The organism is Mycetocola sp. (assembly GCF_046716805.1).
In the GTDB taxonomy this organism is placed as follows: domain Bacteria; phylum Actinomycetota; class Actinomycetes; order Actinomycetales; family Microbacteriaceae; genus Mycetocola_A.
This window is the reverse complement of record NZ_JBKJWH010000181.1, coordinates 1-16,367: the sequence shown is the minus strand read 5'-3', so window position 1 is coordinate 16,367 and position 16,367 is coordinate 1. Positions and strand designations below refer to the sequence as shown.

At 65.3% G+C, this 16,367-nt stretch carries 11 protein-coding genes; all 11 read left to right on the top strand.

Annotation, left to right across the window (positions count from 1 at the left end; all coding sequences use genetic code 11):
* Window positions 1-15 precede the first annotated feature (15 nt).
* Entirely contained in the window at window positions 16-5,289 is a 5,274-nt protein-coding gene (locus ACLQ62_RS14500) for an Ig-like domain-containing protein (protein ID WP_411722338.1), read from the top strand.
* Window positions 5,290-5,326: 37 nt separating this feature from the next.
* A complete protein-coding gene (locus tag ACLQ62_RS14495; protein WP_411722337.1) occupies window positions 5,327-6,295 on the top strand; it encodes an AAA family ATPase in 969 nt (322 codons plus the stop codon).
* Window positions 6,296-6,315: 20 nt separating this feature from the next.
* Entirely contained in the window at window positions 6,316-7,698 is a 1,383-nt protein-coding gene (locus ACLQ62_RS14490) for a DUF58 domain-containing protein (protein WP_411722336.1), read from the top strand.
* On the top strand, window positions 7,695-10,199 hold the full coding sequence (locus tag ACLQ62_RS14485) for a transglutaminase domain-containing protein (protein ID WP_411722335.1): 2,505 nt from the start codon (window positions 7,695-7,697) through the stop codon (window positions 10,197-10,199). Before ACLQ62_RS14490 ends, ACLQ62_RS14485 begins: the two co-directional genes overlap by 4 nt.
* Before the next feature lie 4 nt (window positions 10,200-10,203).
* Entirely contained in the window at window positions 10,204-10,827 is a 624-nt protein-coding gene (locus tag ACLQ62_RS14480; RefSeq protein ID WP_411722334.1) for an FHA domain-containing protein, read from the top strand.
* A gap of 3 nt (window positions 10,828-10,830) precedes the next feature.
* Complete coding sequence (locus tag ACLQ62_RS14475; RefSeq protein ID WP_411722333.1) at window positions 10,831-11,373, top strand: DUF6121 family protein; 543 nt, start codon at window positions 10,831-10,833, stop codon at window positions 11,371-11,373.
* Between the two features lie 19 nt (window positions 11,374-11,392).
* The gene (locus ACLQ62_RS14470; RefSeq protein ID WP_411722332.1) at window positions 11,393-12,031 is read left to right on the top strand and encodes a spermidine/putrescine ABC transporter substrate-binding protein; all 639 of its coding nucleotides are present in this window, start codon (window positions 11,393-11,395) and stop codon (window positions 12,029-12,031) included.
* A gap of 310 nt (window positions 12,032-12,341) precedes the next feature.
* Window positions 12,342-12,716 carry a 30S ribosomal protein S12 gene (gene rpsL, locus ACLQ62_RS14465; RefSeq protein WP_090712265.1) on the top strand — a complete coding sequence of 125 codons (375 nt, stop codon included), beginning with the start codon at window positions 12,342-12,344 and terminating at the stop codon, window positions 12,714-12,716.
* A complete protein-coding gene (gene rpsG / locus ACLQ62_RS14460) occupies window positions 12,716-13,186 on the top strand; it encodes a 30S ribosomal protein S7 (protein WP_090712268.1) in 471 nt (156 codons plus the stop codon). The genes rpsL and rpsG overlap by 1 nt, the downstream gene beginning before the upstream one ends.
* Before the next feature lie 90 nt (window positions 13,187-13,276).
* On the top strand, window positions 13,277-15,391 hold the full coding sequence (fusA, locus tag ACLQ62_RS14455) for an elongation factor G (RefSeq protein WP_411722331.1): 2,115 nt from the start codon (window positions 13,277-13,279) through the stop codon (window positions 15,389-15,391).
* A gap of 140 nt (window positions 15,392-15,531) precedes the next feature.
* Window positions 15,532-16,367, top strand: an 836-nt coding sequence (locus ACLQ62_RS14450; RefSeq protein ID WP_411722330.1) for an elongation factor Tu, incomplete at its 3' end; no start/stop codon positions are given.

Sequence of the window (16,367 nt, the reverse complement as noted above, 5' to 3'; positions counted from 1 at the left end):
GTGGGGGACGATAGCGTGCTGACGTGGCTGAAGGGGCGCAAGGTCACGGCCTCCGTCGTCGCGCTCTCTGTCCTCGTCGCAGTCCCGGTCACCGTTGCGGTCCTTCACGAGGGATTCCCGGTCACCGACGTCGACCTCAGCGCGAGGGATGTCTGGGTCACCAACGGGTCCGAGCTCATGGCCGGCCGTCTCAACCGGCAGATCGAAGAGCTCAATGCCTCGGTCGCCGCCGTGTCCAACGACATCGACGTGCTGCAAAACGGCGAGAACGTCCTGCTGCACGACCGTTCCGCATCGAGCGTCGAGCGGATCGACTCGGCCTTCACCACGCTCGTCGAGCGCGCCGAACTCCCGCCGAACTCCGACCTGTCGCTCGGCGACACCACCCTGTCGATCCTCGCTCCAGACACCGGTGAGCTCTGGGTCACGCCAACGGCGGAGGAACTCCGGTTCTCGACGATCGACACCAAGCCGATCGCGACGCTCGGCGCTGACGCTCAGAGCGTCGTCTCCAGTGAAGGCACGGTCTTCGCCGTCTCCCCGAAGAAGAAGAAGCTGTACGCCTACCCGGCGTCCGGAGGCGACCCGACGGTCACGGACCTTCCCGCCCTCACCGAGTACCAGCTCACAGCAGCCGGCGAGCAGGCTGTCATCCTGGACCTGGCGAAGAACCGCCTCGTGACGGATGCCGAAACGACGATCGAGTTGCCCGGCAAGGCCCTCAAAATCCAGCAGGTGAGTGCCACCGACGGTGAGGTCGTCGTCGCCACCGGCTCGTCACTGCTGCGCGCCCGGCTGGGCGACAGCACCCCTCAGACGATCGAGGCGAACATCACGAACCCCGTGACCAAGCCGGGGGAGGTGTCGTCACCGGTCAACCTCGACGGTTGCGCCCACGGCGCCTGGTCAGGCGCAAGCCGGTACCTCGCTGTCTGCGGGGAGGCGCCCCCCTCCCGCCAGGACATCGAACCCCTCGCCGAGGGCGCGGAACTCGAATTCCGCGTCAACCGCAACGTGATCGCGTTGAACAACCTGCAGACCGGCGACGTCTGGCTCGTCGACGCGAACATGCGACTCGTCAAGAACTGGGAAGAAGTCACTCCTCCACAGGAGGACGACGGTGAAGAGGGCGACGAGAAGGCTTCCACCGAGTCATTCGAGGACACGCTCGCTGACCGAACCGAACAAAACCGCCCGCCGATCGCACGCGACGACGTCCTCGGCGCCCGGCCAGGCAAGAGCACCATCCTCCCGGTGCTCGACAACGACACCGACCCGGACGGTGACGTCCTCACCATCGGGCGGAACCTCCAGGGACTCGCACCCGAGTCCGGCACCGTCGAATTCATCGACGGCGGACGCGCGCTCCAGTTCACGCCCAACCCGGAGCAGTCCGCAGGCACCATCTCGTTCCGCTACTCGGTGTCCGACGGGCGTCCGGGTGGTGTGTCGGAGGCGAACGTCAGCGTGACGATCATGCCCGCTGAAGCGAACGGCGCTCCCGTCGAACAGCGCAGAGGTGCGGTGTCGGTCGAGGCGGGGCAGAGCATCACCTACAACCCGCTGATGGACTGGCGCGACCCAGACGGCGACGACGTGTTCCTGCAGTCCGCGGCGAGCGATAGCGGTGACCTCGTGCGGTTCTCCCACGAAGGCTTCGTCACCGTCACCCACTCATCTGGCCAGCTCGGCCCGCGTGAGATCGTCTACGTCGTCTCCGATGGCACCGAGACGGCATCCGGAACCTTCACCGTCGACGTCAAGGCGGCCGGCACCCTCAACCCGATCGGTACGCCCGACCACGTCGAGACCTTCGTCGGCGAACCGGTCGAGGCGTTCCCGATCGAGAACGATCTGTCGACCAACGGCTCCCAGCTCTCCCTTCTCGGCGCAGAGGCACTGTCGGGCGGGCTCTCGGTCACCGTCAAACCGGACACGAACTCGATGCAGGTCGTCTCGGGCAAGACCGGCGTCTACTACATCCAGTACACGGTCGGCGCCGGCCCGGCAACGAGCATCGGGATGCTGCGGGTCGACGTCAAGGACGTACCCGAGAAGGTTCAGCCTCCGATCGCCGTCCACGACACGGGGTACCTGCGGCCGAACGAGCCCACGGTGATCAACGTGCTCACGAACGACGTGTCGCCGAGCGGCAAGGTCCTCGCTCTCCGGTCCCTCGACATCCCGGAGGAAGCCCGGGTTCTGTCGATCGAAGTGCTCAACTCATCGGTCGTCCGAGTGACGTCCAGCGCAGCCGTGACCGAGCAGCTGCAGTTCGGCTACACCGTGTCCGATGGTCTGAACGAAACGGCCAGCACCGTCGCCATCGTTCCGGTTCCGCCGCTGACGAAACATCAGGCGCCGATCGCGTCAGACGATGTGGTGACGGTGCGCGCGGGGGACATCGCCAGTGTTCCGGTGCTCGACAACGACATCCACCCGGACAACGCCGTGATGACGCTGTCGCCTGATCTTGCCGAACCCGTGCAGGCGGGACTCGCCTTCGTGGCCGGCGACCGGGTCCGGTACCAGGCGCCGCGAGAGGCAGGCATCTACACCGCCACGTACGCGGTCACCGACGACTTCACACAGAAGGACGTCGCGACGCTCACCTTCAACGTGGTCGCCGCTGATGAGAAGGTCAACGAGGAACCGGCGCCGAAGACTCTGACCGCACGGGTGTTCGCCGACTCATCCGTGACGGTCAACGTGCCGCTCGACGGGCTCGACCCCAATGGCGACTCGGTGATTTTCGACGGACTGGCCAGCGCCCCCGCGTATGGAAGTGTCGTCGAATCCGACAGCACGACCTTCACCTACCGCGCGGCTCCCGGCTCGGCCGGCACCGACGTCTTCAGCTACAAGGTCAAGGACGTCTACGGCGCCACGGCTATCGGCGTCGTGCGCATCGGTGTCATCGAGCGCCCAGCGCAGGACTCGCCGCCGATCGCCGTCGACGACACCATCGAGGTGCAACCCGGCCGGGTCGCCACTGTTCCGGTGCTCGGGAACGACTCCGACCCGAACGGCTACACGATCGAGGTGACCAGGAAGCTCCGGGATGTTCCCGAGGGTGTCACAGCCGTCGTCAAGAACAAGCGCGCCGTGGAGATCGAGGCGCCGGACGAAGAGACCAGCTTCGTTGTCCGGTACGAGATCACCAACGGGAACGGTGGCTTCGACACCGCCTTCGTCCAGGTGCGCGTGACGGAAGACGCGACGATCGCGCCGCCGACGCTTCTCGACCACATCGTCGAAGCGAAAGACGTCGTCGGAGCGAAGACCGTCGACATCGATGTTCGGAAGGGCGCCAACAATTCGGGCGGCCGCGTCGATGACCTGGGGATCTCACTCGAGGGCCCGAATGCCGGCAGTGCCGAGCTGTTGACGAACGGCTTCGTCCGCGTCGCACTCGGAAACGCGCGCACCGCTGTCGCCTACCGGCTGACGAATGCCACGGACGGCCTCAGCGCTGCCGCGTTCATCGTCGTGCCTCCGTTCGCTGACGGGCTGCCGCCACGGATCAAGCTCAACCTGCCGACCCAATACGTCGACATGAACGAGACGAAGACGTGGAAGCTCTCGTCCATCGCCGAATCGCCGACGGGCAAGGACATCCACATCACCGGTGCGGACACCGTCAGCGCGATCAAGAGCGACGGCAGCCCCAACTTCGTCGATGACCAGACACTCACCTTCACTCCCCAGCGGGACTATCGCGGGCCGGCGAGCATAACCTTCGAGGCCTCAGACGGCTCCAGCACCGGCGTCGACATGCTCGTGCTGCCGATCACTGTCGGCGACCCGGAGATGAAGGACGTTCCGCCCACGTACACGCCGCCCGAGCTCACCATCGAAGCCGGCGACGCACCGGAGACGCTGGACCTCCGCCTGTCGAGCAACCACCCCAACCCGGAGGTGCTCGCGGACCTCAGCTACAGCGGACTGTCCGCAGCAACCGGAGGAATTGTGGCCGGCCTGTCCGGCTCGACCCTCTCCGTCTCCGCTCCGTTCGGCGTCCAACCGGGCACAGCGACGACGCTGAACTTCACGATCTCCTACAAGACATTCACCATTCCTGGCACCGTGCACGTCCGTGTCGTGTCATCGTCCCAGCCGCTGCCGTCGGCTGTCGACGACTCTTACGGCGACGGCCGGAGCAGCACGCCGGTGACTCTGCCGGTGCTTGCCAACGACTTCAACCCGTTCCCCGACACGCCGTTGAAGATCATCGACGCCGCGGTGAGCAACGGCGCGAACGCCACAGTGAGAATCAGCGGGTCCAACCTTCTTATCACTCCGGGTCCGGACAAGACGCAGCAGATCAGCGTGATTTACACAATCGAGGATGCCACCGGGGACGCCAACCGCCATGTGCAGGGGCGTGCGGACGTTGTCGTGACCAGCGCCCCCGACCAGCCCCCGGCACCGACACTCGTGGCGGCATCCGACAACATCCGGGTCACCGTGAATCCGTCGCCGTCGAGCAACGGCGCCGCGATCACCGGCTACACCGTGACGCGGACCGGCGGAGGCGACCCTGTCGTCCGGAAGGCCCAGGCGGGTGAGACCATCAACGTCGCGGGGAGCAACGGTACGACGTACACGTTCAACGTGTACGCGTCGAACAAGGTCGGCGACAGCGAGAAATCTCCGTCTGCCTCGGCGACGTCGTACGGCAAGCCGAGCGCGCCCACCAACGTGAAGCTGGCTCGCGACGAGACGTGGGCCGACTCGACCATGACGATCTCGTGGACCCGGCCGGCAGACACCGGCGGAAGCATCACGAGCTACAACTGGGAGGTGCCAGGGGCGGGCAGTGGCACCGTCACCGGCACGTCGGCGACCACGAACAGCGTCGGCGCCGGCACCTACAACAAGGGTCAGGTCCAGGCCTGCGGCCAGGGCGGGTGCGGACCATGGGGTCAGGTCGGGAACAGCGTCACCATTGAGAACGAACCGCCGCCGCCGCCGCCAAATCCGCAAATCACCAGGGTCTACGGCGCCAACGGGCCTGAGACTCGGACCGAGGGCTCCAACACCGTCTCGAACACGTGGCAGATCGCGTTCTCGTGGACGGACTACCCGGGCGGCTCCTACAACATCACACCGCAGTTCTGTCAGGGCGGCGATTGGGCGAACGTGTCGCCCAGAGGTTCATACAGCGTCTCGATGAGCGGTAACGGTTCCCATGTGCTGCCTGCCTGGATCCAGCCTGCTTATGCGCCATGCGGGGTGCGCATCCTCGTCAACGGCGTTCCCACGCCGGGATATCCGTTCCCCGGCTGACGCCCGCTTCTACCAATCCGAAACGAAAGAGATCTCAGTGTCAGTAACGCAAGAGCAGTCCGAGTGGTTCGCCGGGGCATTCGATTCCCTGGTGACCAACGTGAGCCTGGCGATCCTCGGCAAGGAGGAGACGATCAAACTCGTCATCGCTTCCATGCTCTCTGAGGGTCACGTGCTGCTCGAGGACTTCCCCGGCACGGGAAAGACGGTTCTCGCGAAAGCCCTCGCGAACACGCTCGAGGGCACCAACTCGCGCATCCAGTTCACGCCGGACCTGCTGCCGTCCGACGTCACCGGTGTCACTATTTACAACCAGGCAACGAACACGTTCGAATTCCACAAAGGACCGATCTTCGCATCCGTCGTCCTCGCCGACGAGATCAACCGCGCATCACCGAAGACCCAGTCCGCGCTCCTCGAAGTGATGGAGGAAGGCGTCGTCACGGTCGACGGTGAGAGCTACCCGGTCGGCAAGCCGTTCATGGTCATTGCCACCCAGAACCCTGTCGAGCAGGCCGGAACGTACAAGCTCCCCGAGGCGCAGCTGGACCGGTTCCTGATCAAGACCTCGCTCGGCTACCCGGACCGGGCCACCGCCGTCGACCTGCTGCTCGACGCCGCGAACCGTTCCCGTGCCTCGCAGATCAGCCCGATCATCGGCGGACCGTCGCTGCTGGCGATGTCGCAGCTGGCATCCGCGGTGCATGTGGACCGTTCGGTGATGGAGTACATCACCGACATCGTGCATGCCACGCGGGCGCACAAGGACATCGCCCTCGGTTCCAGCATGCGCGGCGGCCTCGCCCTCGCCCGGATGATCAAGACCTGGGCGCTCGCGCACGGACGCACCTACGCGACACCAGATGACGTTCACCAGCTCGCCGTCCCGGTTCTCGCGCACCGGCTCATCGTCGACGCTGAGAGCGAATTCGCCGGTGTCAAAGCTGAGGATGTCGTCGCCGGCATCCTCGTCGAGCTCCCCGTTCCCGCGTACCGCGCCGCGTAGATCCCCGGTTTCCCGACGTCATGACCAGCGCAGTGACCACCGAGCCCGAGACGGCGGTGCTTGAGGACCCGGTCGAGAATTCGCAGCCGGTCGAGCAGGAACCTCCCGCCACGCCGAACCGTGCCGCATCCGCTCGACGGAGCTCGCCGCTTGCCGCCGCGAAGCGGGCAGGCGCGAAGGTGGGAGGGCTTTTCGTGTGGCTGGGGCGCATCGCATCGTCCTGGCTCGTGTGGCTCTGGAACGTCGTAAAGCCATACCGTGCCGTGGTGAGCGGACTCGGTGCGCTCGTTCTCAGCGCTGCCCTCGTCGCCCTGGTCGCCGGGCTGCTGCTCGGCTGGGCAGAGCTCACTGTCGTGGCGATCACCCTGTTCGCGGCACTGGCTGTCGCCGCCTTGTTCCTCATCGGGCGGGCGACGTATGCCGTGGACATCGCCCTCAACCCGAGGCGGGTCACAGTGGGGGAGCGGGCAATCGGGCGGGTCCTCGTCACCAACACCGGTAAGAAGGTTTCCGCCGCGGCGACTCTCGAGGTTCCCGTCGGGGAAGGGATGGCCGAATTCCCGATCGCAGCGCTTCAGCCGGGGGCTGAGGTCGAAGAGCTCTTCGCCGTTCCGACCAACCGGCGTGCCGTCATCCTCGCCGGCCCCGCCGTCTCCATCCGCGGCGACCAGCTCGGCCTGTTCCGCCGGGCGGTGCGGTGGACCGATGCGATCGAACTGTTCGTCCACCCGGTCACCACCCGGCTGCACCCGACGGCTGCAGGGCTCGTGCGAGACCTCGAGGGCCAGGTCACGAAAAAGATCACCAACAACGACATCTCTTTCCACGCGCTTCGCGCCTACGTCCCCGGCGATGATGTCCGGTACGTGCACTGGCGCACGTCGGCTCGGACCGGGCAACTCATGGTGCGCCAGTTCGAGGAATCACGGCGCAGCCAGCTGACGATCATCCACTCGAGCGACGAGCGCTATTACGCCGACGACGCCGAGTTCGAACTCGCGGTCTCCGTGACGGCGTCGATCGGCGCACAGGTGATCCGCGACGGAACCCAGATCAGCGTCGTCACCGAAGGCCGGATCCTCAAGACCCACTCGGTGACCTCGCTTCTCGACGACAGCTGCCGGGTCGAGAAGATCGTCGGGTCGACGGCCACGCCACGTGAATTCGCCCGCGAAGCGACCAAACGGCTTCCGCCACCGAGCGTCGTCGTGATCGTTGCCGGCTCAGCCATGGAAGCCCCGGACTACCGGGCGATCCAGCGACTCTTCGGCGGAGAGACGAATGTTCTCGCGTTGAAGATCGAACAGGGCTCCCGGCCCCGCGTGCAGGACGTCGCCGGGCTCTCCATCGTCACCATCGGCGCCCTGGGCGACCTGCCGAGAGTGATGGCGAGGGCGGTATGAGCGAGAAGACGCCGAAGGCACCGCGAGCGAAAACCCCCACAGCCCCGAAAACTCCGAAGACCGCCCAGGCAGCGAAGGGCTCAGCGGCTCCAGCGCCCAGCCTTCCGCGCGGGACCGTGACGACGGGCACCTGGCGTGACCTGGCTGTCGTCTCGGTGCTCTCCGGGCTCGGAATCTGGGGACTCGCCCCAGCCTTCAGCGACAACGGCTATCTGCTTGCCGGCCTCGGCGGATTGGCCATCGGAACCGCAGCCGGGTACCTCTCGCACCTGTTCCGCCTCAACGCGTTCTTCACGGGCCTCGCGGCGATCGCGCTGTACTTCCTCCTCGGAAGCGGGCTGGCCATGCCAGGACATGCCCTCTTCGCGGTCCTCCCCAGCCTCACCACCCTCCGTGGGCTCGCCCTCGGAGCGGTGTTCGGCTGGACGGACATGGTCACCCTCGCCGCCCCGGTCGGTGCGCCCGAATACATCACCGCCCTGCCGTACGCCGCCGCCTGGCTCGTCGGCCTGGTCACCACAGTGCTCGCGCTTCGGTGGCTGCCCCGTTACGACCGTTCGGCGGCACGGCTCGCGGTGCTGCTGGTCGGCCCCGCCACCCTCTACCTGCTCGGAATCCTCTACGGAACCTCGACACCGTTCCTCGCAAGTCTGCGCGGCATCTCGTTCGCCGTTCTTGCGCTGCTGTGGCTGGGCTGGCGGCGGGGCGTGGCAACGAACGCGAGCCTCTCCGAACGCAAAGGACGGGATCGCACGAAGATCGTCGGCAGCGCGATCGTTGCCGTTGCCGCCATCCTCGTCGCAGCCGTTGCCGGCTCGATCCTCGTCCCGACGCCGGAGTCCCGCTTCGTCCTCCGTGAAGAGGTCGTGCCGCCGTTCGACCCGCAGGATTACCCGAGCCCGCTCAGCGGTTTCCGCAAGTACACGAAGGATCTGGGCGAGACCGACCTGTTCTCGGTCAGCGGGCTGACGGCATCCGATCGAGTCCGCCTCGCGGTCATGGACAGCTACGACGGCCGGCTCTGGGATGTCTCAGGCGCTGAGGACCAGACCGACGGCTCCGGTTCGTTCCGCCTCGTCGGGGATGAACTCCCGGAGCCTGCGCTGCTCGAATCCTCCGCCGGCCGTTCGATCAGCATCTCGGTGGATGGATACTCCGGGGTGTGGCTGCCGGTCGTCGGATACCCCGACACCCTCACTCTCCCGACCGAACCGGTCGACAAGACGCAGGACCTGCGTTACAACGCCGCCACCGCCACCACGGTGCTCACCTCGGGTGTCGACAACGGTTACGAGTACAGCTTCACCGCGAACGTGCAGGACGAGTTCAGTGAAGAAGCTCTCAAGAACGTGCCGGTCGCACCGGTCGTACTGCCCATCGTCGAACGGGTCCCTGACGTCGTCGCCGCTAAGGCCGCCGAGTACGTCGGAACAGCCACCACACCGATCGATCAGCTCCGCGCCATGGAACAGGCGCTGAAGATCAACGGATTCCTCAGTCACGGCCTCGCCTCCGACAGTGTTCCGTCCCGAGCCGGCCACGGCGCCGACCGGATCGAGGAGCTGTTCACCCGGAACCAGATGATCGGCGACGAGGAACAATTCGCCGCAGCATTCGCCCTCATGGCCCGATCTCTCGGCCATCCGGCTCGCGTCGTGATGGGCTTCGCGCCGAAGAACGTCGAGGAGGGTGAGAGCGTCACGGTGACCGGCGACGACATCACCGCGTGGGTCGAGGTGCCGTTCCAGGGCGTCGGGTGGGTCAGTTTTTCTCCTACCCCGGACGAAAAGGAAATCCCGCAGGACCAAAACCCGAAGCCCAAAACCGAACCCCAACCGCAGGTGCGCCAGCCGCCCCGGGCAGAGAAGCAGGATGACGACCTGCTGACCGAGGTCGACATCAACGACAGTGAAGAGGACGAAAAGAACGACGACGCCGTCGCCGTCCCGCTCTGGGTCTGGATCCTCAGCGGCGCCGTCGGCATCACCCTCCTGCTGTATTTCGTGCCCCTGCTCGTGATCGCTGCCATCAAAAGGCGACGGATGCGACGACGCCGTATGGCAGACACCGCCGACGCGCGCGCCGCTGGCGCCTGGGATGAACTGCTCGATCGCTACGCCGAAGTTGGGTATGTCCTGCCTGAGATCGGGACGCGGCGGATGTTCGCCGCAAACCTCGGCGGCCAGGTCGAGACGCAGGCGGCATCCGAACGTGAAGCGGACGGCGGGAGCGAGCACCCCGGCGGTGTCGCCACGCTCACCCGGCTCGCGCACGGCACGGATGAAGCCGTGTTCGCCGGCAAGGACGTGCCGGATGAGCGCATCGACGAGTTGTGGCAGTCGACGACGGAATCCTCAGTCGGCGCGGCGTCGGCGGTAGGCTGGTGGCGCCGGCAGGCGAGCCGGTTCCGGGTTCACTCCGGACGAACAATGACGGATCGCCTCACCGCCCCAGGCAGACGACCCGGCCAGGCGGGCCCAGGGAAGAAAACGGCAGAGTGAAGACATGAGCGGCGACAACGTGGACGAGCGGAACGGCTACCAGGTTCCGCCCAGGCCGCCCCTGCCGGGACCGGCGACGAATTCCGCTGCTCCGGTGCGCAAGATCGGCATGCCGCCAGGCATCGAACCGGCACTCGACACGGTGCCGTCGTCCGACCACGGCATCCCGATCCCTGTGGCGAGGCCCGAATTCGGGGTGGCGCCGACGTCATTCACCCCTGTGCCTGGTGCGGCCGTCGGAGCACCCGCGTCCGCGCACGCGCCAGTCACAGCCCCGACACCCGTGGCGACGACGCTCCGGAATCCGCGACTCGAGCTTCCCGACGGTAGCGTGCTGCCTCTCGATCAGGGGCTCATCGTCGGACGGGATCCGCAGCATCAGGACGGCTACGGTGTCACCGAACGTGCCCGGCTGCACGATGTCGAACGCAGTGTCTCGAAGACCCATGCCATTCTCGGGATCGCCGAAGGCCGAATCTGGGTCCTCGACCTGAACTCGACAAACGGCACGGTTCTCATCGCCGACGACGGCTCCGAGACACTCTGCACGCCTGAGGTCGCCACACCGCTCCCGGCCAACACGGCCGTGCGGTTCGGTGAGTATCGGGTGCAGGTCACCGTCGACTGACCGATGTCGATTCCCAACCCGGGTGAGGTCACGCCTGGCCGACCGGCCGCCTTCCCGTATACCCTCGCCATCTTCGCCACAGTGCTCTACTTCGCCCTCGTTGTCTGCGCGTTCGGCTTCGTGAGCCTGCTCACCGACACCGACGTCGTCCCCCAGGCGGATGCCGGTCCTCTCGTCGGACCGATCGCCACCGGTTCCGCTGTCGGAACGGTTCTGCTGTATCTCCTGGGCATCGGGCGACGCTATGAGCGGAACCTGCACGAGGCCATCTCCTTGTCCATCGGGGATCCGGTGAGGCTCCCGCTCGGCCGCTCGGTCCTGATCGGCATCGTCAGCTATGTGGTGTACGTGCTCGTCGGCGGGTTCGCCTATTCGGTCGTCACCGCCGAGATCTTCTCCATCGTCCTGTTCGCCGCCGGTTCTGCTTTGAGTGGCTTCGCAATCTCCGTCGGAGTACTCGCCGCCGCCATCTCGGTGGCGTACATGCTCGTCCTCGGCAGCGGGGGAGAACATCCGGCGCGTCCGTTATGGCCGTGGGAGCGATAGGGCGAGTACTCTCAGAGTCATGGACCGGTCGCTCGACACGCGAGTGAGCCAGGCAGTCGACGCGTGGCTGCGCTGGCTGCCACGCTGGCAACCGTCGACGCACCGCGGACGTACCCGGTTGTGCCGTCGCTGCTTCGGCTCGCCGATCATGGCCGCCGTCGGGCTCGACCACGACGTGCCGCACGCGGTGCAGCACGGGCTCTCCACCCGGGTCAAGTCGATCGTCGATGACATCGTCGACGATTACACGCAGCGCAACCTCCCTCTTCTGCAACGCGAGCTCCGCGAGGCCGAACTGCGCCGCGCGCGCCAGTACCGCCCCGAACGCGGCCTCGAACCCGAATTCGACGGCCTTCCTGTCGACCCGGACCCGATCCCGGGGGAGCCGTACCTGTTCACTCTCGCCGGGCTCGCGGGGGAGGAACCCGCCGACGACGAAGAACTGCCCGTTCCGCTGACCGACGACGAGAAGGCTGCTCTGCGCACCGAAATCCGTCTCGCCGACGAATGCGCCATTCACGCCGGAAAACTCGTGTGCATTTCGATCGAGTCGCATCGGGAGCGGATCCAGGCCGCCGTCGCCCAATACGTCGAGCCGCAGATCGAGGCGCTGCTCGCCGACCTGACTCTGGAACTGGACTCGCCTCCATCGTGGTGACCGGCGGCGTACCTCGTGCGATCGGTACCGCCTCGAGCGACCACGGCTATTTGACCGAGACACCCCCGGCGGCTAGAATTTCTGAGGTGTGTGCTTTGTCACGCTTTACGAATCGTCCCTTCGGGTCCGAATCGAAGTTGGAGAACTCACACCGACCAGGGTCGGATAGCTCATGCGCCGGCCCCCACGGCATACCCACCACAACAGCCCCGCTCTTCTGCGATGCCGGTGGGTCCAAATGAACTCGCCTCGAGCGAATGCTAGCAAACACATTGCAGCTGTCACCGTGCAGCAAATACAAGGAGAAGTAGTGCCAACCATTCAGCAGTTGGTCCGCAAGGGTCGCACGCCGAAGGTCGTCAAGACCAAGGCCCCCGCCCTGAAGGCCAACCCCCAGCAGCGTGGCGTATGCACCCGTGTGTACACCACCACCCCGAAGAAGCCGAACTCGGCGATGCGCAAGGTCGCTCGTGTGAAGCTCTCCAACGGCACCGAGGTCACCGCCTACATTCCCGGTGAAGGCCACAACCTTCAGGAGCACTCGATGGTCCTCGTCCGTGGCGGACGAGTGAAGGACCTCCCGGGTGTTCGTTACAAGATCATCCGCGGCGCACTCGACACGCAGGCCGTGAAGAACCGCAAGCAGGCTCGCAGCCGTTACGGCGCAAAGATGGAGAAGAAGTAATGCCTCGTAAGGGACCAGCACCAAAGCGCCCCGTCGTCGCAGACCCCGTCTACGGCGCACCGATCGTCAGCCAGCTCGTCAACAAGATCCTCGTTGACGGCAAGAAGGGCCTCGCCGAGCGCATCGTCTACAACGCGCTCGAAGGGGTCTCGTCGAAGAACGGCCAGGACGCCGTCGTCACGCTCAAGAAGGCGCTCGACAACGTTCGCCCCACCCTTGAGGTCCGGTCACGCCGCGTCGGCGGCTCGACCTACCAGGTGCCGATCGAAGTCAAGCCGCACCGTGCGAACACTCTCGCGCTCCGTTGGCTCACCACCTACGCCAAGGGCCGTCGCGAAAAGACGATGACCGAGCGTCTCACCAACGAGATCCTCGACGCGTCGAACGGCCTCGGTGCCGCGGTCAAGCGCCGCGAAGACACCCACAAGATGGCCGAGTCGAACAAGGCCTTCGCTCACTACCGCTGGTAGCGGCGATCGGATGCCCCGACGCGGTTACCGCGCCGGGGCATCTGCTCCGCCTGTTCGACCCATCCACATTCAACTTCCTGGAGGAACCCCGTGGCACTTGACGTGCTCACCGACCTGAACAAGGTCCGCAACATCGGCATCATGGCGCACATCGATGCCGGTAAGACCACCACGACTGAGCGCATCCTGTTCTACACGGGCGTCAACCACAAGATCGGTGAAACCCACGACGGCGGTGCAACCACCGACTGGATGGAGCAGGAGCAGGAGCGTGGCATCACGATCACCTCTGCCGCTGTCACCTGTTTCTGGAACAAGAACCAGATCAACATCATCGACACCCCCGGTCACGTCGACTTCACCGTCGAGGTGGAGCGTTCGCTCCGCGTGCTCGACGGCGCTGTTGCGGTGTTCGACGGCAAGGAGGGCGTCGAGCCCCAGTCCGAGACCGTCTGGCGCCAGGCCGACAAGTACGACGTCCCGCGCATCTGCTTCGTCAACAAGATGGACAAGCTCGGCGCTGACTTCTACTTCACCGTCGACACCATCATCAAGCGCCTCGGCGCGAAGCCCCTCGTCATCCAGCTCCCCATCGGTGCTGAGAGCGAGTTCGAGGGCGTCGTCGACCTCGTCGAGATGCGTGCGCTGACCTGGCGCGGCGACTCCAAGGGCGACGTCGAGATGGGCGCCAAGTACGCCATCGAAGAAATCCCCGCCGACCTCGTCGAGAAGGCCGCTGAATACCGCAAGCTCCTCCTCGAGACCGTCGCCGAGACCGACGACGCACTGCTCGAGAAGTACTTCGGTGGCGAAGACCTCACCGTCGCCGAGATCAAGGGCGCGATCCGCAAGCTCACCGTCAACAGCGAGATCTACCCGGTCCTCTGTGGTTCGGCGTTCAAGAACCGCGGTGTCCAGCCCATGCTCGACGCTGTCATCGACTACCTGCCGAACCCGCTCGACGTGCCGGCCACCGAGGCCCACGACCCGCGCGACGAAGAAAAGGTCATCCTGCGTCACCCCGACGCAGCGGAGCCGTTCGCTGCTCTCGCGTTCAAGGTCGCTGTCCACCCGTTCTTCGGGCGCCTCACCTACGTCCGCGTCTACTCGGGTCGCCTCGACTCCGGCGCACAGGTCATCAACTCGACCAAGGGCAAGAAAGAGCGCATCGGCAAGATCTTCCAGATGCAGGCCAACAAGGAAAACCCCGTGGACTTCGTGACCGCTGGTCACATCTACGCGGTGATCGGTCTCAAGGACACCACCACCGGTGACACCCTCTGCGACCCGGCCGAGCCTGTTGTGCTCGAGTCGATGACCTTCCCTGAGCCCGTCATCTCGGTCGCTATCGAGCCGAAGACGAAGCAGGACCAGGAGAAGCTCGGTACCGCGATCCAGAAGCTCGCAGAAGAGGACCCGACGTTCCGCGTCGAGCAGAACCAGGAGACCGGCCAGACCGTCATCCACGGTATGGGTGAACTCCACCTCGACATCCTCGTCGACCGGATGAAGCGCGAATTCAAGGTTGAAGCGAACGTGGGCAAGCCCCAGGTCGCCTACCGCGAGACGATCCGCCGCGCGGTTCCGAAGCACGACTACACCCACAAGAAGCAGACGGGTGGTTCCGGCCAGTTCGCGAAGATCCAGTTCGGCCTCGAGCCGCTCGAAATCTCCGCGGAGAAGACCTACGAATTCGACAACAAGGTCACCGGTGGTCGTATCCCTCGCGAATACATCCCGTCGATCGATGCCGGATTCCAGGACGCCCTCCAGGTCGGAATCCTCGCCGGATACCCGCTCGTCGGTGTGAAGGCGATCCTGCTCGATGGAGCAGCCCACGATGTTGACTCGTCTGAAATGGCGTTCAAGATCGCCGGGTCGATGGGCTTCAAAGAGGCCGCACGCAAGGCTGACCCGGTTCTTCTCGAGCCGCTCATGGCCGTCGAGGTGCGTACCCCTGAGGAGTACATGGGCGATGTCATCGGCGACATCAACTCCCGCCGCGGACAGATCCAGTCCATGGAAGACGCCTCAGGCGTCAAGGTGATCGCCGCCAAGGTGCCGCTGTCGGAGATGTTCGGTTACATCGGTGACCTGAGGAGCAAAACCTCGGGCCGCGCCGTGTACTCGATGACGTTCGAAAGCTACGCGGAGGTCCCGAAGGCAGTAGCCGAGGAGATCATCCAGAAGAGCAAGGGCGAGTAATCGCCCTGCGGCGGGGGAGTGCCGGGCACTCTCGTGCATTCCCCTGTCGCAACCTAGTAACATAAACAGACAAATCCCCGTAACAAACCGGTCGCAAACCAGTGCCCGGCATCGTTACATCAGTCCTGAGGAGGACCATAGTGGCTAAGGCCAAGTTCGAGCGGACCAAGCCGCACGTAAACATCGGTACGATCGGTCACGTCGACCACGGCAAGACCACCCTTACCGCCGCCATCTCCAAGGTGCTTGCTGACAAGTACCCTTCGAAGACGAACGTTCAGCGCGACTTCGCGACGATCGACTCGGCTCCCGAAGAGCGCCAGCGCGGTATCACGATCAACATCTCGCACGTCGAGTATGAGACGCCTGCGCGTCACTACGCTCACGTCGATGCACCCGGCCACGCCGACTACATCAAGAACATGATCACCGGTGCTGCCCAGATGGACGGCGCGATCCTCGTGGTTGCCGCTACCGACGGCCCGATGGCGCAGACCCGCGAGCACGTGCTGCTCGCGAAGCAGGTCGGCGTTCCGTACCTGCTCGTTGCGCTCAACAAGTCCGACATGGTCGACGACGAAGAGATCCTTGAGCTCGTCGAGCTCGAGGTTCGCGAGCTGCTCTCCAGCCAGGGCTTCGACGGCGACAACGCTCCCGTCGTTCGCGTCTCAGGCCTCAAGGCTCTGGAAGGCGACGAGAAGTGGACCGCCTCGATCCTCGAGCTCATGGAAGCAGTGGACTCCAGCGTTCCTGACCCGGTGCGCGACAAGGACAAGCCGTTCCTCATGCCGATCGAGGACGTCTTCACGATCACCGGTCGTGGAACGGTCGTCACCGGCCGCGCCGAGCGTGGAACTCTCCCGATCAACTCCGAGGTCGAGATCGTCGGCATCCGCCCGACGCAGAAGACCATCGTCACGGGTATCGAGATGTTCCACAAGCAGCTCGACGAGGCATGGGCCGGCGAGAACTGTGG